10 protein-coding genes are annotated in these 17,912 nt (G+C 65.0%); 5 read left to right on the top strand and 5 right to left on the bottom strand.

Going from position 1 to position 17,912, the window contains the following annotated elements:
- Positions 1 to 33: 33 nt before the first annotated feature.
- A complete protein-coding gene (locus Q7J44_RS06260; RefSeq protein WP_304878095.1) occupies positions 34 to 549 on the bottom strand; it encodes a hypothetical protein in 516 nt (171 codons plus the stop codon).
- Positions 550 to 586: 37 nt separating this feature from the next.
- Between Q7J44_RS06260 and Q7J44_RS06265 the strand changes: the two genes are divergently transcribed.
- The 3 genes from Q7J44_RS06265 (at position 587) to Q7J44_RS06275 (ending at position 4,288) form a co-directional block, all read left to right on the top strand.
- Entirely contained in the window at positions 587 to 1,744 is a 1,158-nt protein-coding gene (locus Q7J44_RS06265; protein ID WP_304878097.1) for a phosphoserine transaminase, read from the top strand.
- A gap of 88 nt (positions 1,745 to 1,832) precedes the next feature.
- Entirely contained in the window at positions 1,833 to 3,428 is a 1,596-nt protein-coding gene (gene serA, locus Q7J44_RS06270) for a phosphoglycerate dehydrogenase (RefSeq protein WP_304878099.1), read from the top strand.
- 107 nt (positions 3,429 to 3,535) lie between these two features.
- Positions 3,536 to 4,288 (top strand): metallophosphoesterase, encoded by a 753-nt coding sequence (locus tag Q7J44_RS06275; protein ID WP_304878101.1) that lies wholly within the window; start codon positions 3,536 to 3,538, stop codon positions 4,286 to 4,288.
- Positions 4,289 to 4,318: 30 nt separating this feature from the next.
- On the opposite strand, the gene Q7J44_RS06280 is transcribed toward Q7J44_RS06275, so the two are convergent.
- A complete protein-coding gene (locus Q7J44_RS06280; RefSeq protein ID WP_304878103.1) occupies positions 4,319 to 5,431 on the bottom strand; it encodes a sugar MFS transporter in 1,113 nt (370 codons plus the stop codon).
- 127 nt (positions 5,432 to 5,558) lie between these two features.
- Here Q7J44_RS06280 and bktB point away from each other — a divergent pair, with 127 nt between their 5' ends.
- Positions 5,559 to 6,737 (top strand): beta-ketothiolase BktB, encoded by a 1,179-nt coding sequence (gene bktB / locus Q7J44_RS06285; RefSeq protein ID WP_304878105.1) that lies wholly within the window; start codon positions 5,559 to 5,561, stop codon positions 6,735 to 6,737.
- Positions 6,738 to 6,951: 214 nt separating this feature from the next.
- Here bktB and pbpC read toward each other — a convergent pair whose 3' ends face one another.
- Both pbpC and Q7J44_RS06295 read right to left on the bottom strand, forming a co-directional pair.
- Positions 6,952 to 8,991: a penicillin-binding protein 1C gene (gene pbpC / locus Q7J44_RS06290; RefSeq protein WP_304878283.1), complete on the bottom strand. Its 2,040-nt coding sequence runs from the start codon at positions 8,989 to 8,991 to the stop codon at positions 6,952 to 6,954.
- Entirely contained in the window at positions 8,988 to 14,426 is a 5,439-nt protein-coding gene (locus Q7J44_RS06295) for an alpha-2-macroglobulin family protein (protein WP_304878107.1), read from the bottom strand. Before Q7J44_RS06295 ends, pbpC begins: the two co-directional genes overlap by 4 nt.
- A gap of 166 nt (positions 14,427 to 14,592) precedes the next feature.
- Here Q7J44_RS06295 and Q7J44_RS06300 point away from each other — a divergent pair, with 166 nt between their 5' ends.
- A complete protein-coding gene (locus tag Q7J44_RS06300; protein WP_304878109.1) occupies positions 14,593 to 17,121 on the top strand; it encodes a response regulator in 2,529 nt (842 codons plus the stop codon).
- On the opposite strand, the gene yaaA is transcribed toward Q7J44_RS06300, so the two are convergent.
- Positions 17,118 to 17,912 (bottom strand): peroxide stress protein YaaA, encoded by a 795-nt coding sequence (yaaA, locus tag Q7J44_RS06305; RefSeq protein ID WP_304878110.1) that lies wholly within the window; start codon positions 17,910 to 17,912, stop codon positions 17,118 to 17,120. The genes Q7J44_RS06300 and yaaA overlap by 4 nt on opposite strands.

The following is a 17,912-nucleotide window of genomic DNA, read 5'->3' on the forward strand; positions in this document are numbered from 1 at the left end:
GCCCGCCCAGCGAGTCAAAGCTGCCATCAGCCATCATACCGCCCCCCGCTGCACATAGGCCAGGAACGCGCCCTGTTCGGTCACTGAGAGGCGATTGAAGCAGGCCAACGCATAGGCTTTGAGTTCCATGGGCGTGGCCAGATCGGCCCAGAACGCGGCCTCATCCATGACAGACAGGAAGGGCGCAATCGGCATGCCCCGCGCCATGTCCGACAGCGCCTTTTCCATGATCAGGGCCGCGTCTTCGGGGTCGCATTTCACGATTGCGAGGCACAAAGCCATAGACGGGGAGAGGTTGGTGGAGTAGTATTGACCTGACTGGCTTTCACATGTCCCCTTTGCCCCGGCTGCGCCCCCCAGCGCGCCGGGGTTTTCTTTTTCCAGACCGTGAACATTCGCGGAATTGGCTGTGTCAGATTTGTGCCAATTCTTCTCGCGCGTTCCTGCATCGTTCTGCGCCAAGCTGCCCGAACCGACAGATTCAGCGCCGTAACCGACTTTGATACTTGCTATTTTTTCAGGGGTTTCGTAGGTGCCGTCTTGGGACACCCTTCCCCAACGAAGGGCATTTATCTGTGAGGATACCATGGCTGATCTGATCGCCCCGGCGTTGCGCCCGGCTAACCCGCGCTTTTCTTCTGGCCCTTGCGCCAAGATCCCCGGCTTTTCCCTTTCGATGCTTGAAGACGCGCCCTTGGGCCGCTCGCATCGTGCGGCTGTGGGCAAATCCAAGCTGAAAGAAGCCATCGACCTGACCCGTGAAATTCTGGACGTGCCTGCGGAGTACCGCATTGGTATCGTCCCCGGTTCCGACACCGGCGCTGTGGAAATGGCGATGTGGTCGCTGCTGGGCGCGCGTCCCGTTGAGATGCTCGCGTGGGAAAGTTTTGGTGAGGGCTGGGTGACCGATGTGGTCAAGCAGCTGAAGCTGGATGCGGTGGTGAAGAAGGCTCCTTACGGGCAGATCGTTGATTTTTCGACCGTCGATTTCGACAAGGATGTGGTGTTCACCTGGAACGGCACCACCTCTGGCTGCCGCTTGCCCAATGCCGATGCCATTCCGGCGGACCGGGCGGGGCTGACGATCTGTGATGCCACCTCTGCCGCCTTTGCAATGGAAATGGACTGGGCTAAACTGGATGTGGTGACCTTCAGCTGGCAAAAGGTGCTGGGCGGCGAGGGTGCGCATGGTGTGCTGATCCTAAGCCCGCGCGCGGTCGAACGGCTGGAAAGCTATGCGCCCGCCTGGCCACTGCCCAAGATTTTCCGCCTGACCGCCAAGGGCAAGCTGATTGAGGGGATTTTCACCGGCGAGACGATCAACACCCCGTCGATGATGGCGGTCGAGGATTATCTGGTCGCGCTGAAATGGGCCAAATCGGTGGGAGGCCAGCGCGGTTTGGTGGACCGGGCGACGGCCAATGCGCAGGTGGTCTGGGACTTCTGCGCCACGAACCCGTGGCTGCAAAATCTGGCGGAAACGGCGGAGATCGCCTCGACCACAAGTGTCTGCCTGAAGTTTGCGGATGCACGGATTGTGGACGGTGAGGCCTTTGCCAAAGCCGTTGCCAAGCGGCTGGAAAAGGCCGGGGTCGCCTATGACATCGGGGCCTACCGCGATGCGCCTGCCGGTCTGCGGATCTGGTGCGGGTCGACGGTGGAAACCGCTGATGTGCAAGCCTTGATGCCATGGATCGCCCATGCGTTTGAGGCCGAGATCGCCGCGCAAGCGCAGGCTGCCTGACCGGGATGGCGGGGTGAACCCCGCCCTACCCCCATCCGTAGGGCGGGGTTCACCCCGCCGCCCCCATTCCCTATTAAGGACTTCCCAAATGGCCCCCAAGGTTCTCGTTTCCGACGAACTCTCTGAAACCGCCGTTCAGATCTTCCGCGACCGTGGCGTCGAGGTGGACTACCTGCCGAAGCTCGGCAAGGACAAGGATGCGCTGCTGGCTGTCATCGATCAGTATGACGGGCTGGCGATCCGCTCTGCCACCAAGGCCACCGAAAAGCTGCTGGCGGCTGCTACGCGGTTGAAAGTGATTGGCCGCGCCGGGATCGGCGTCGACAATGTCGACATTCCGGCGGCGTCAAAAAAGGGCGTGATCGTGATGAACACGCCGTTCGGCAACTCGATCACCACCGCCGAACATGCGATTGCGATGATGTTCGCCGTGGCACGGCAATTGCCCGAGGCGAATGCCAGCACCCATGCGGGCCTTTGGGAAAAATCGCGGTTCATGGGGGTGGAGCTGTTCAACAAGACCCTTGGCGTGATCGGGGCCGGCAATATCGGCGGCATCGTCTGCGACCGCGCGGTTGGCCTTAAGATGAAGGTCGTGGCCTATGACCCCTTCCTGTCCGAAGAACGCGCCAAGACGCTGGGCGTCACCAAGGTGGAACTGGATGAGTTGCTGGCGCGCGCCGATTTCATCACCCTGCACGTCCCGCTGACCGACAAGACCCGCAATATCCTGAACCGCGAGACCCTTGCCAAAACCAAAAAGGGCGTCCGCATCATCAACTGCGCCCGTGGCGGTCTGATCGACGAAGCGGCACTGGCAGAGGCGCTGACCTCGGGTCAGGTGGCTGGCGCTGCGCTGGATGTGTTTGAAGTGGAACCGGCCAAGGACAGCCCGCTGTTCAACCTGCCCAACGTGGTCGTCACCCCGCACCTTGGTGCCTCGACCACTGAAGCGCAGGAGAATGTGGCGCTGCAGGTGGCGGAACAGATGTCGGATTACCTGCTGACCGGCGCTGTCACCAACGCGCTGAACATGCCCAACGTCACCGCTGAAGAGGCGGTTGTGATGGGTCCTTGGGTCAAGCTGGCCAGCCATCTGGGGGCCTTTATCGGCCAGATGACGGATGAGCCGATCAAGGCCATCAACATCCTCTATGATGGTCGGGTGTCCGACATGAACATCGCCGCGTTGAACCAGTCGGTGATTGCGGGCGTCCTGAAGGCGCAGAACCCGGATGTCAATCTGGTGTCGGCCCCGGTTGTGGCCAAGGACAAGGGCATCCAGATCTCTACCACCCGGCAGGACAAGTCGGGGGTGTTCGACGCCTATATCAAGGTGACGATGGTGACCGACAAACGCGAACGCTCGATCGCGGGCACCTGTTTCTCGGATGGCAAACCGCGCTTTATCCAGATCAAGGGCATCAACATCGATGCCGAGGTAGGCGAGCATATGCTGTACACTACCAACGAAGACGTGCCGGGCATCATCGGTCTGCTGGGCATGACGCTGGGCAAGAACGGCGTGAACATTGCCAACTTTACCCTTGGCCGGTCGTCCATCGGGCAGGATGCGATTGCGCTGCTGTATCTGGATCAGGCGATCAACCCCAAGGTCGTCGAAACGCTTGATAACACCGGCATGTTCCTGCAGGTCAAACCGCTGGTGTTTGAAGGCGCGTAAACCCGAACGGGTGGGGCTGCTTGCAGTTTCATCTGTTCACAAATATCCCACAGGGGGTCCGGGGGACGTGAAGTCCCCCGGGCTTTCAGCATTCGAAAGGCCCGACCATGCAGACCGCGACCTCGCATACCTACGCTGTCGGTGACATTCACGGCCATTTTGACCTGTTGCGCGGTGTGCATGACCTGATTGCAGATGACATGGCCCGGCATGGCAGCGGACAGGTGGTGCATTTGGGCGATCTGGTGGATCGCGGGCCAGACAGCCGGGGCGTGGTGGACTATCTGAGGCAGGGCATTGCAGATGGGCAGGACTGGGTCGTGCTCAAAAGCAATCATGACCGGCTGTTCACATTGTTCATGGCCGATCCCAAGGCCAGCGATCCAGGGCTGCGGTCGGATTACAGTTGGCTGCATCCCAAGCTGGGCGGCGGTGCGACGCTGGCGTCTTATGGTGTGGCCAATGCGTCGGACCGGCCGGTGGCAAAGGTGCATGCCGAGGCGCTGACGGCTGTGCCGCAGGCGCATATTGATTTCCTGATCCGCCGACCGGCCTGGCACCGTGCGGGCGGCGCAATCTTTGTGCATGCAGGGGTGCGGCCCGGCATCGCGATTGCGGATCAGGCCGAGGATGATCTGGTCTGGATCCGCAAAGGCTTTCTGGATCATGACGGCCCGTTCGAGGCGCTGATCGTGCATGGCCACACCGCGATTGATACGCCGACGCATTACGGCAACCGGGTCAACATCGATTCCTCTGCCGCCTATGGCGGGCCGCTGTCGGCGATTGTGCTTGAGGGGTACGACGTATTCCGCCTGACCGCAAAGGGCCGGGTACCGCTGCGCCCCGAGGGCCGGTAGCGGGTCAGCTTGCTCCGGCCTGCCTGCGGGTCAGTGCCGCAGCTCTGGCAGGCGACGGCAGAGCTGCAGGCTCAGAACCGTGCAGGTGCCCGCAACAAGGGCGAGGATGGTGAAAAACCCGGCACTGCCCAGCCGGTCCAGCAGGGGGGCCAGCAGGACCGGGGCCGCGATGCCGCCCACCAACCCGGCGGCAATGATGGTGGGGGCGGTGCGCGGGTCATCGCCCATCCGCCGGGTGGCGGCGACGTAGAAGCCGGGAAAGAACAGCCCGGCCGAGATGCCCATCGCCACAAAGAACACGCCGGGGCTGACAAACACCGCCAGTGTGGCCGAAACCGTCGCCGCCAGCATCGCCCCCACATACAGCAGAAACGGCGCGGTCAGATGGGCGGTGAAGATCAGCACCGTCCGCGCACCGAGGAAAGCCACGAAAAACGCGCTGAGAAGTTGCGCGGCGGCGGTTTCCGACAGGCCCGACCGGATCAGCGCGCTGGGGCCAAGGCCGATCAGCGTCGCCTCGATCCCGATGCCTGCGACCGCGAACAGCTGAAACGCCAGCAGCGGGCGGAACGGGCCGGTGCTGCCGGTTTGGGGTGGCGGGGCCGCGCGCCCGGCGGGGCCAGCCCCCAGCCAGATCAGCGCGGCCAGACCGGCAACCAGCGCGTAGGCCAGTCCGGGGTTAGACCCCAGCCAGACAAAGACCAGCGGCGCGACAATCGCCCCAAGGCCAAAACTGGCGTTCACAAGACTGACCATCGCCGTGCCGCGCGCGCCATAGGCCCGCAGGATGCGCGGATTGAACACCACCGTCGCCAGCCCATAGCCCGCGCCAAAGGTCAGCGCCCCGGCAAAGGTGGCCACGGTCCCTAGGGCGGTTGCAATCGCGGCAGCCCCCACCAGCATGATGCCAACGGCGATCCGGGGCGAGACATGTGCCCCCCAGCGGTACATCGCCGCCACGCCGATGGCGCAGCCGATCCAATGCGCCGACACCAGCCACCCGGCTTGCGCCGCGCTGAGCGACAGCGCGCGGCCAAAGGCCGGCAGCGCCGGGCCATACAGCGATTGCCCGGCCCCCATCATGACAAAGCTGGCGATGCCCACCAGCAACAGGCCGGTATTTGCCCGGTTCACGTCTTTCATCATGGCCTCGGAATGCGTTCTAACCGCTCTCCTTCTCTTGGCGCGCGGGAACTGTCAATCGACGCCGCGTTATCTTTCCTCCCGACGCGAAATGGCGTTAGGATTGCCCGAAATTCAGGAGGTTCCCATGGCCAGCTCACAGCAAGACGTTTTCATCCTGTCCGCGACGCGCTCTGCGATCGGCGGCTTTGGCGGGGCGCTTGCGACGGTGCCGCCGATTGATCTGGCGGCGCAGGTGATCAGCTCGGCCCTGCGGCGGGCGGGGATCGGCGGGGCGCAGGTCGGGCATGTGGTGATGGGGCATGTGATCAACACCGAACCGCGCGACATGTATCTGAGCCGGGTGGCGGCGATGCAGGCCGGCATTCCCGAAACCGTGCCGGCGATGAACGTGAACCGTCTGTGCGGATCGGGGGCGCAGGCGGTGGTGTCGGCGGTGCAGGCGCTGATGTTGGGCGATTGCACGGTGGCGGTGGCGGGCGGGGCCGAAAGCATGAGCCGGTCACCCTATATCCTGCCCGCTGCGCGGTTCGGGCAGAAGATGGGGGATACACGCGCACTGGACATGATGACCGGCGCGCTGACCTGCCCGTTCGGCACCGGGCACATGGGGGTGACGGCAGAAAATGTGGCCGCCCAGCATGGCATCAGTCGCGCCGCACAGGATGCCTTTGCGCTGGAAAGCCAGAAACGCGCGGCGCGGGCGATTGCGGATGGCCTCTTCGCTGCGCAGATCACCCCGATCCTGGTCGAAACCCGCAAAGGTCCGGTGGAATTCGCGGTGGATGAGCATCCCAAGGCCACTTCGCTGGAGGCCTTGGCGGGTCTGCGCCCGGTGTTCCAAAAGGACGGTACGGTGACGGCGGGCAATGCGTCGGGCATCAATGACGGGGCGGCGGCGATTGTGCTGTCACGCGGGTTGTTTCCGGGGGCCAGGCCACGGGCGCGGGTCATGGGCTACGCCCATGCCGGGGTGGACCCGAAGGTGATGGGCATCGGCCCGGTGCCGGCGCTCGAGGCGCTGTGCGCCCGGCTGGGGATGCGGCCCGGCGATTTCGATCTGGTGGAATCGAACGAGGCCTTTGCCGCGCAGGCAATTGCGGTGAACCGGGAACTTGGGTTGGACGTGGCCCGGGTGAACCCGAACGGCGGCGCGATTGCGCTGGGGCATCCGGTGGGGGCCACGGGCGCAATGCTGGTGGTCAAGGCGCTGCACGAGCTGGAGCGGACGGGGGCGCGGACCGCCCTGATCACCATGTGCATCGGTGGTGGTCAGGGAATCGCGCTGGGGATTGAACGGGTCTGATCCTTGCGCTCGCTGGCCCCCCACCCCGGCCCTCCCCCACAAGGGGGGGAGGCTCTGGCATTGGCGTTGGGGCAGGATGGCGCTGTTGCCCTTGTAGAAGGGTGTGCGGGGTTGGCAGGCGGGTGTGCGTGCGGAGAGTGTGGATGCCTCCGGCGGGAGTATTTTTCTCAAGATGAAAGCCGCTGTGGCGGAGAGTCTGGCCGGGTGTGGGGGATCAGCGCAGGCGCACCGACGCGCGGGCAGAGCGGCCGGTGGCGTCGATCACAGACAATCTGACAAAGCCGGTGCCGGGAAGGGTCAGCAGCGTGCTGCGGTCGCGGCCCTGCACCACCACGGGCACCCCATCGGCCAGCCATGTGAACGGCGCGCGGCCGCCCGCGACCTTGACCATCAGGGCGCCGTCCAGCAGTTCCACCACCGCCCCGTCGGGTGGGAAGGCGACGGCGGGGGCGTCGGTATCAGCGGTCAGGCTGCCCTGCGGGCGGAAGCGTTGCAGCGGTTGCGGCAACTGCGCGTTTGACACCAGCAGGGTGGAGGGTGGTGCAGGGGGCTGCGGCTCCAGCCTTGGTGCGATGCGGGCGAAGGTCTGGAACAGCACAGGGGCGGCAAGCGCGGCCCCGAAGGCGCCGGGCACCGGGGTACCATCGGCGCGGCCCAGCCAGACACCGACGACATAGCGGCCATCATAGCCGATGGCCCAGGCATCGCGGTGGCCATAGCTGGTGCCGGTCTTGTAGGGCAGCCGGTTCGCCGGCGCACCGGGTGGCGGGGCCAGCCCGGCGAGGATATCGCCGATCTGCCAGGCGGCGCTGGTGGACAGCAGCCGTTGCCCCTCACCCCGGTGGCCGTCCATCCGCCAGGTCAGCGGCAGCGCCACGCCGCCGCGCGCAATGGCGGCATAAAGCTGCACCATATCGGTCAGGCTGATGCCGATGCCGCCAAGGCCGATGGCAAGGCCGGGTTCATTGCCGGGGATGACGGCGCGGATCGCCGCCTTGTCGAACGCCGCCAGAAGGCGGGGCGGACCCATGGCATCGAGCAGTTGCACCACAGGCAGGTTCAGCGAGAGTTGCAGCGCGTCGCGCACCCGGATGGTGCCACGGAACTGCCGGTCAAAATTCTGCGGGGCGTAGGTGCCAAAGCGCTGCGGGCGGTCTTCGATCATGGTTTCGGGATGGGCGAGGCCCTGATCGAAGGCCAGACCGTAGATCAGCGGCTTCAGGGTCGATCCGGGGCTGCGCAGCGCGGTGGTCATATCGACAAACCCGGCGCGCTGGTCGGCCTGAAACGCGGCAGAGCCGACGGAGGCGAGGATCTCGCCCGATCTGTGGTCAGCGGCGACGATGGCGATCTGCAGACGCTCGCCTTGGGTGGCGATCACATCACGGGCGAGGGATTCCAGACTGCGCTGCAGGCTGGCCTTCAGGGTCAGCTGGTGGCGGGTGGTGGTGGGGTCTTCGCTGCGGGCGCGGTCGGCGAGGTGGGGCGCAAGGGCGGGAAACGGCTGGCGGGCGTGCGGCACGGGTTCGGTCAGCGCGCCATGGGCCATATGGTCGGGCACGATACCATCGCGCAGGGCACGCGCCAGCACGCGTTCGCGCGCGATGACGGCGCTTGCGTGGGCGCGGTCGGGGCGACGCGATTCCGGAGCCTGCGGGATGGCGACCAGCAAGGCGGCTTGCGCGGGCGTCAGGCGGCGGGGTTCCTTGCCGAAATAGGCGAAGGAGGCGGCCCGGACGCCTTCAAGATTGCCGCCGAACGGGGCAAGGTGCATGTAAAGCTGCAGGATCTGGTCCTTGGTCAGCCTGCGTTCCAGCGCCCAGGCCACCCGCATCTGCCGGGCCTTGCCCGTCATCGCGCCAGTGCCGGAGTTTTCCAGCAGCCGCGCCACCTGCATGGTCAGGGTCGATCCGCCGGAGATCACCCGGCCATTGCGCAGCGCCTGCGCCACCGCCCGGGTCATGGCGCGCAGATCGACTCCGGCGTGGTCGTAAAAGCGCTTGTCCTCATAGGCAATCAGCATGGCGCGGTAATCTTCATCCACGGCACCCAGATCCACCGCCATGCGCCAGCGGCCATCGGCGACGGTGTAGGCACGCAACAAGGTTCCGTCGCGGTCTGTCACCTCGGTCGAGGTTTCCAGCGACAAGGGCGGCAGGGTGGTGGCGGTGATCCAGTCGTCAAAGCGGTCGCGGGCCAGTCCGGTGAGGAACAGGCCCGCGGCGAGGACAAAGGCGTAGCTGGCGCGCATCAGTCGGCTATGGTCACCCGGCCCGTGTCAGACCGGGCGCGGAAGGTGGGGCGGTACATATCCTCAACCGAAGCCGCCGGGTGGTGGAATTCGCCGGGCGATATGGCGCGGACGATGTAGCCAAGCCGGAAGCTGTCGGCACTGGTGCGGTCAATCGCGGTGAGGAAACGGTCTTGCCGGAATTCGCTGTGGGCGACGTCACCTTCAAGGCTCAGCCATTCCAGATTGGCCAGCGACCCGCCCGAGATCAGGTTGGGGTTGTCGATTTCAAACCCCGCCGGAAGCGGGTCGTTCACCATCAGCCGGGCCTGGCCGGTGCCGAACGGCGTCACCTCCAGCACGGTCACCAGACGGTCGCCGGTGCGCACGGTCTCCAGCGTCGTGGCTTCGCCGTCCAGCGTGTAGTAGCTGCGGGTGATGGCATAGCCGTTGCCGCCTGCGGGTTCCGGTTCGGTGGGGATGCCGTAGGCGGTCAGCGTCAGCTGGGTATCGGTGCCGTTGTTCTGCACGGAAACCGGCCCGGTGGCTGCGGTCAGCACCTTGACCAGCGGGCCGGTGGCTGGGGCACCGTTCAGGGTGATGCCATCGAGCCCCGGCCGGTCGATCAGGGCGTTGGTGGCCATCAGCGCCCATGTCGCCTCTTGCGTCGACAGCGTGGCGGGATTGGCCGACAGGCGGACGAGCAGGGCGTCGCGGTTGATGGCCTGCGTGTCCGAGTCCACGGCCAATGTCAGGATGGCGGCGGCGTCGCGGAAGTTGGTGCCGTAATCGGTGCGGAAGGTCTGCGTGGATTCGGTTGCCGTCAGATCCAGCACCCGCCCGCCTGCGCGGCGGAACATGGCATCGGCGCGGGGCTGGTCGCCATAGCTGGCAAGGGCCGCGCCAAGCTGGGCCTGCGCAAGGGCGGTGCGGAAGTCATCGGCTTTGACATCGGCGTAATAGCGCAAGTCGCCGATGGCGGCGGCACCTTCGCGGGCGAGCACCATCAGCGCATAGGCCAGCGCCTCGCCGCCGCCGTTCGAGGTGGCGTCAAAGTCGGGGGCGTAGTTCACCTGATTGCGCAAGCTGTCGAGCGCAGAGCGGAAGGCGCGGTCGGGCACCGCATGGCCCTGCGCGCGGGCGCGGCTGAGGAAATCTGTGACGTAGGCATCGAGCCACAGATCCCCGCTGCCGGGGGACCACAAGCCAAAGCCGCCTTCGGCCCCCTGATTGGTCAGGATCTGCGCCACCGCCTGTTGGATGCGTTCTGCGATATTGTCGGCACCTTGCAGGTCCATCGCCTGTGCGACCTGATCGAAGTACAGCAGCGGCAGGGCCTTGGAGGTGATCTGCTCGGTGCAGCCGTAGGGGTAGCGGTCGAGGGCGGCCAGCAGGCCGGGCGCGTCCATCCGCGCCAGTGGGCCGATGGCCATGGTCGCCTTGGCAGAGTCGCGGGAAAGGCCGGCGAAAATAGTGTCATCCAGCGTCAGGGTCTGACCCTGCGCCAATGTCAGGCGGGTGGTGCGGGCAACTTCGGGGTCGTTCGCCTGCACCGGCAGGGTGAGGGTTTTGACCAGCTGTTTGCCGTCTGGTGTGGTGAGGTTGACGGTGATGGTCCGGATGCCCGCGTCCCCTGCGGTAACGGGGACGGCAAAGACGGTTTTGGCCTGATCTGCAAGGTCAAAGCCGGACGGGACTGCGCCAAGGGTGAGGCCGCTGGCGGTGACATCAAGGCCCATACGGCCAGAGGGGCCGGTGGCGTGGACGATTTCCAGCAGCACGCGACTACTGTCGCCGGGGGCCATGAAGCGGGGCATGCTGGCGGTGACAACAACGGGGTCACGCACCAGAACATCGGCATTGGCTTGACCCACGGCGGTGGACGACCATGCGACGGCCATAATTTTGACGCTGCCGTTAAAGGCGGGCAGGGTGAAGGAGGTGCGGGCATAGCCATCAGGCCCCACCTGAACCGGGCCGGTGAAATAAGCGACCAGTTCTTCGGTGGGGGGCGGGGCTTGCAGGCGGGCCTGCGCGCCCGCGTCGCCACCCGAGCGGACGGTGCCCTGTGCGCCGTTCAGCCCGTCGATCAACCGGCCATAGACGTCACGGATGCCCACGCCCAGCTTGCGCTGACCGAAGTAATGCGCAGAGGGGTCGGGCGGGGTAAAGGCGGTGAGGTTCAGGATGCCCTGATCCACCGCCGCGATGGTGACCCATGCGGGTTCACCCGGCGCCAGACCGGCGACGTTTACCGCAACATCCAGAGCTCCGCGCGGCGCGGCCTCAATCGGGGTTTCCACGGTCACGTCAAGCTTTCGCGCGCCCGGATCAACCGCGGCATGGGCAAGGCCAAGCGCGCGGGCCGGGTTGCGGCCTGCGGCCACATCCATCGGGCGCAGGACGGAAGCGGTGACATAGACCCCTGCACCCCAGTCATCGGTGACCGGCAGGAGGATCAGGTTTTCGCCTTCCGCCACCTCAACCGCCTGCATGCTGATCAAACGGTTGGACAGCACGGTAACAAGAGCGGTGCCCGCCGCGCGCGGCACGATGCGCAGGGTGGCGGTCTCGCCCGAAGTGTAGGCCGGTTTGTCGAGCGACAGGTCCAGCGTGTCCGGCGTGGCGGTCACGTCGGCGGGGGCATACCAGCCGGCGTAGAACGGGGTAGAGGTGACTGCACCATTGGCAGCCTGCACCCGCAGCTCATATGATCCCCACTGCACGGGGGCCGTGATTTCAACCGGCTGGGTGCCCAAGGATGCCGTGCCTTCGGCAGCAATGCTGCGCGACACCACGGGCTCCCAGTTCCAGTTCCCATAGCTTTGATACCATTGGTAATTGGTCTCCACCCGCGTGATCTGCCAGTCCACCGCCATATCGGCGGGCTGGCCATCGGGGCCAAGGCCGATCAGACTGAACCATGCATCTGTCCCCTCCGCCGCCACACCATCAAACATCGGGCGAACGCCGATCATCGGGGTGGTGGGGGTGATCAGTTTGGTGATCTGCCGCTCGACCGGGCGGCCGGAGCCTTCGGCGACGCGCAAGGTGATGCGCGCCTCCAGCGGTTGCCGGGGGGCGTCGGTTTCGGGGAGGGCGGGGAACAGGGTGGCTACGCCCGACTCGTCCGTACGCTCGCCGCCGAAAGACTCCATGCGGGCGTTGAAGGGGTCGTCATGCGGGCCGAAGACATAGCCGGTGAAGCCCGCAATTTGGGAGGCGGCGCGCAGCAGTACCTCACCTTCAATGGCAAGGTCTGCACCGGGGGCACCGAACAGGTAGCGGGCGGTGACGGTCAGTTCTGGCGTGTCGCCAAGGCGCAGGTCGGTACCCGCAAGCGACAGGTCAAAGTCGATGCGTTCGGGCAGGAAATCCTCGACCAGAAAGGTCTGGCTGGTCAGCGGGGCGGCCTCGGGGTCGGCCAGTACCTCCAGCCGCCAGACGCCGCGCGGGGCGGTGCCTGCGATGGGCAGGGCAAAGACATGGCCGCCAGCACCCGCATCTTCAACCAAGGTGCGGGAATATTCCACGCCATCAGGGCGTTTCAGGCGCGCGGTCAGGGGCAGGCCGGGGACGGCGGCGGCAGTGCTGTCGCGGGCCAGTGCCGTGGCGTAAACGGTTTCACCGGCGCGATAGGCCCCGCGATCGGTGGTCAGGAACACATCGACCGGGGGGGAGGCGGCGCGGCCTTCGACGCCGCGGTCTGACAGGTCGAATTTAGGGTCGGTCAGCGACAGGAAGGCAAGGTCACTCTCGCCATCGCGCGCCACAATCAGCGCCGGGGCGGAGCCGCCGGTGCCACGGGTCAGGCCCGCATCAAACCGCGCATAGCCCATGGCATCGGTGGTGTTGGTGGCAAGGATTTCGTTGGCGGTGGACAAAAGCTCTACCGTGACGCCCGCCCTTGCCTGCGCCGAACCAAGGCTGCGGACAAAGACATGCACCCCGTCCACACCCGACAGGGTGGTCAGGCCAAGGTCTGACACCACAAACCACTGCCAGGCGGCGGCGGTTTCATACGGGTCTTCGCCGGGGATCGCAGCTTTGAGCGCGTAGACGCCTGCCGGCTGGCCCTGCAACGCCTCGGTCAGGGGCAGGCGCGTGGTGACATCGCGGTTCACGTCCAGCCCGACGGTGGCGCTGCCCTGCCAGATCTGTGCGCCGACCTGGCCGTCGAAGTCGCCTTCTTGCCAGTTCGAAATCGGCTGGCTGAAATAGCCGTTCTGAAAGGCGCGCAGCAGGTTGCGGTCGGTCACGCGGAACAGGGTCAGATCCAGCGCATCGGTGTTGACGGTTTCCACCGGGATCGCGGCGTTGTCACCCTTTGGCAGCACATAGGACCGGCCCGGAAACCGCACGGTTGCGGCGCGGTCGCGGATATAGGCGGTGATATCGACGGATTTCGCCAGCGTCTGCCCATCGGCGGCGGGAAGACCCTGCCGGAAGGTCAGCGTATAGCGCGCGCCATGCGTCAGCCCTTCGACACACAGGGTGCGGTCGCCGTCAGAGGTGACGGTCAGGCCCGGTTGGGGCAGTTGGACAAAGGTTTCGTAATCCACCCCGGCCTTGACCAGATTTTCTGAAAATGCGGCGCATATCCGGGGGCGAACAGCATCGGCCTGCACATCGTTTCCGGTGATGCGGAAGCCGTACTTGCCGATGGCCGTATCCAGCGCGGTTGCCGTGTCATCGCGCGGCTGCAGCGATTGTGCCAGACGCAGCGCCGCCACGGTGTCACGGCCGCGGCCAAGGGGCTCAAACGCCTCGGCCATGGTGACAAGGATGGTGTGGCGCAGGGCGGCTGCATCGGCGCGCAGATAGGCGTTGATGGCGGCGGTCAGGCCTTGCTGGCGCAGGGTGTGCTGATCATTGCGGTCGCGGTTGCCGGCCAGCAGCGACAGGCGGGAGTAATCCAGCCAGGCATCGGGCTGATCGGCCACGCTGACGGCGGCACCAGTCAGGGCGATGGCGGTATCGATATTGCCTTGGGCAAGCGCCTCTGTCGCGGTCTGGCTGAGATCTGTGGCAGTCAGGCCGTTTGCCATGTGTTTGCGCCCGATGGCTTCGGCCTGATTGCGGGCGTCCTGCACGGATTGGTCCGACAGAAAGCTCAGCTCCCCCCGGCGTGTGGCGGCCCGGCCGGCGGCATCGGCGGCAGAGGGTGCCACCTGCGCTGAAACCGCGCCCTGATAAAAGGCCCCCGCCCCCGGACCGGACTTCGGAAAGCACGATCCGTTGCGGGTGTTGAAGGTAAAGGCGGTGCATTGCGTATTGGTCAGGCAGGCGCGTTCGCAAGCCTCCAGCGTGGTGTCGAACAATTGCGCGATATCGCCGCCGGGCAGGTCGGTGTCCTGCGCCAGAACAGCCCGCTTTTGCGGCACAAGGGACGTGTCTTGTGCAAAGGAGGGCAGGGCGGCGAGCAGGCAGGCCAGCAGAACCGGGGCAAAAAAGCGCATCATGAAACCTTTCGTCGGAATGGGCGCATGATGCGTCCGGCGATCCTGGGGCGCAAGCACCCTGCGGCGGCTGACACGATTTGTCATGTTAATCAGTCATTCATGCCGTTGCCCTTATGGTCCGGCATGGCCCCGCAGCAGAAAGCGGAATGGGGAACGGCTCGCGATGGATATGACGGAACGTCTGGCAAAGGAACGGCGCGCCCGGTTGGCGGCTGAACGCTTGCTTGATCAGAAAAGCCGCGAACTTTTTGCCGCCAACGAAAAGCTGGCGCTGCATGCCCGTTTGTTGTCAGACCAGATTGTTGAGCAGCGCACCGTCGCGCGCGAAGCGCAGTCGGAGGCGCAGGCGCTCAAGGGTCAGAACGTGCAGTTTCAGACCGCCCTGGAAGAGGCGACAACCGCCGCGCTGATGGCGGAGAAGCGGTTGACGGATTCCGTTGACACGATTCGGGATGGCATAGCCGTGTTTGATCGCGACCTGCGGCTGGTGGCTGCAAACCGGGTCTATCAGAATGCGTTCCAGGGCCAGAAAGTTGCGCCGGGCATCACCTATGCCAGTCTGCTGCAGCTGGCGGCCGGGCAGGGCTTGGTCCGTCTGGATGGGTTAACAGTTGAAGCCTGGGTCGCGAAGATGCTGGACCGGGTCACCGCTGACGTGATCGACCCGGTGATCTTGCAGATGGCCAGCGGCAACTACGTCCGCATCATAAACCGGCGCATGCTGGATGGTGGCATGGTCACACTGGCGATCGACATTACCGACCAGATGCGGATCTGGGCCGCGATTGAGGCTATTCCCGATGGTTTTGTGCTTTTTGACAGGGAGGACAGGCTCTTGACCTGCAACCAACGCTACCGCGACATTTACCCCGAAGCCGCCGATATCCTGCGCCCCGGCGTGGCGTTTGAGGATATTCTGCGCCATGGCCTTGCGCGCGGAAAATATGCCGAAGCGGTCGGACGTGAGGCGGAATGGATGTCGGAACGCATGGCGGCGCACCGGGCAACGTCATCTATTCACGAACAGAAAATCTCGAACGGGCGTTGGCTTCGGGTGATGGAACACAGCACGCCGGACGGCGGGCGTGTCGGCCTGCGGGTCGATATCACCGACTGGAAGGAACAGCAGACCGCGCTGGAGGCCGCGCGCCTGCAGGCCGAAGCGGCGAACCGGGCCAAATCGGCGTTTCTGGCGAATATGAGCCATGAGATACGTACACCGATGAATGGCGTGGTGGGGATGGCCGAACTGCTGTGCGACACCCAGCTTACGGACGAGCAGCGGCTGTTTGCCGAAACGATCCGCTCTTCTGGTGAGGCGCTTCTGGTGATCATCAACGATATTCTGGACTATTCCAAGATTGAGGCGGAACGGCTGACGCTGCACCCCGAACCCTTTGATCTGGAACGCACCATTCATGAGGTGGCGATGCTGTTGCAGCCCCGCGCGCGGGCCAAGGGCATTGATCTTGCGATTGATTACGACATGTTTTTGCCGACGCGGTTCATTGGCGATCCGGGGCGCATCCGGCAGGTTCTGATCAATCTGATGGGCAATGCGGTGAAATTCACCAATGACGGTCATGTGCTGGTGCGGGTGGTCGGGCCTGAGGCGGGTGACGGTGTGCAGCAGTTGCATGTGACGGTGGAAGACACCGGGATCGGCATTTCTCAGTCAAATCTGGAGCATGTTTTCGGCGAGTTCAATCAGGTTGAGGATCAGCAGAACCGCAAGTTCGAAGGCACCGGCCTGGGCCTCGCCATCACCCGGCGGCTGATCGAACGGATGGATGGATCGGTCTGGGTCGACAGCGAGTTTGGCAAAGGGTCGTGCTTCGGGTTCAAGATCAGCCTGCCGCTGTCGGAAGACCCGCCCGAGGCGCGCGAGCCGATCAGCCTGCGGCGGGCGCTGGTGGTGGACGACCAGTTCATCAACCGCACCATACTGGAACGGCAGCTGACCCCGCATGGCATTGCGGTGACGCTCTGCCGGTCCGGGGCAGAGGCACTGGCCACGCTGACGCGCGATGCGCGCTTTGACGTGGTGCTGACCGATCATGATATGCCCGAAATGGACGGGCCGACTTTGGCCCGCAAGATCCGCGCGGCGGGGCATATGATGCCACTGGTGATGCTGTCGTCGAACCCTTTGCTGGCGCGTGAGGCGGCGGAAGACGTGGGCTTGGCGGCCGTTTTGCAAAAACCGCTGTTGCGGGCCGATCTGTACCGCCACCTTCAGGCCCTGTCGGTGCCGGCAGTCGCCTCTGCGGTGGCGGCACCCGGTGCGGCACCGCGTCAGATGCGGATCTTGGCGGCCGAGGATAACCGCACCAACCAGCTGGTTTTTGCCAAGATGGTCAGGGATGTCGACATCGAATTGCGCTTTGCCAACAACGGGCGCGAGGCGGTGGAGGTGTTCCAGAGCTGGAAGCCGGATCTGATCTTCATGGATATCTCGATGCCGGAAATGGATGGCCGCGAGGCGGCACGGGCGATCCGTCTGATCGAGAACGGTCGTAGCCATGTCCCGATCGTGGCGCTGACGGCCCATGCGATGGATGGCGACGGTCTGGCGATACTGGAGGCCGGGATGGACAAGTATCTGACCAAGCCCTTGCGCAAATCCGCCATTCTTGAAGTGATGACAACCTATTGCCCCAGCGAGGTGCGGCCGGTGGAAGTGGCGGCCTAAGCCGCCTGTTGGGCGGGGGCCTGGCGCAGAAAGACCATCTGCCCGTCGGTGGACCGGCCCGGCTGATGGCGGTATCCCGACAGATCAAAGCCGCGCAGATCTGCCGGATCGGTGATCTGATGTTCGCAGATATAGCGCGCCATCGCCCCCCGGGCGCGCTTGGCCCAGAAGCTGACCGTCTTCGCCTGCCCGTCCCGCTCTTCCAGAAAGACCGGGCTAATCACTGGCATTTGCAGGGTGGTGCGGTCCACGGCACCGAAATACTCGATTGAGGCGCAGTTGATCAGCGCCTTGGCCCCGGTCTCTAGTGCAAGGCTGTTGAGTGACCGGGCAATGCGCGTGCCCCAGAAGGCGTAGAGGTCAGCCCCCTGTGGATTGGCAAGACGGCTGCCCATTTCCAAGCGGTAGGCCTGAATCGAATCGAACGGGCGCAGCAGCCCGTAAAGGCCGGACAGGATGCGCAGGTGCCCGCTGGCCCAATCAAGTGCAGCGGCGGAAAGCGTGCGCGCGTCAAGCCCCTGATAGGTGTCACCGGCAAAGCAATGCACCGCAGGAAAGATCGTGCCCGGTGCCGGAGTGGCGCTGAATGTGGCGAACCGGTCCCGGTTCAGGCGGGCGAGCGGTTCCGAAATATGGCTGAGCTTGCGCAGGTCTTCCACCGACAGGGCGCGCGCCAGCTTGGCCAGCTCCAGCGCCTGTGCGCCGAACTCCGGATCGGTCAGCTGATGGCCATCGGGCAGAGCCTGCGGCACCTCGTTCAGTTTTTTGGCGGGGGAGATGACGGTCAGCAT

Origin of the sequence: Pseudotabrizicola sp., from assembly GCF_030656345.1 — a bacterium.
Classification (GTDB): Bacteria; Pseudomonadota; Alphaproteobacteria; order Rhodobacterales; family Rhodobacteraceae; genus Pseudotabrizicola.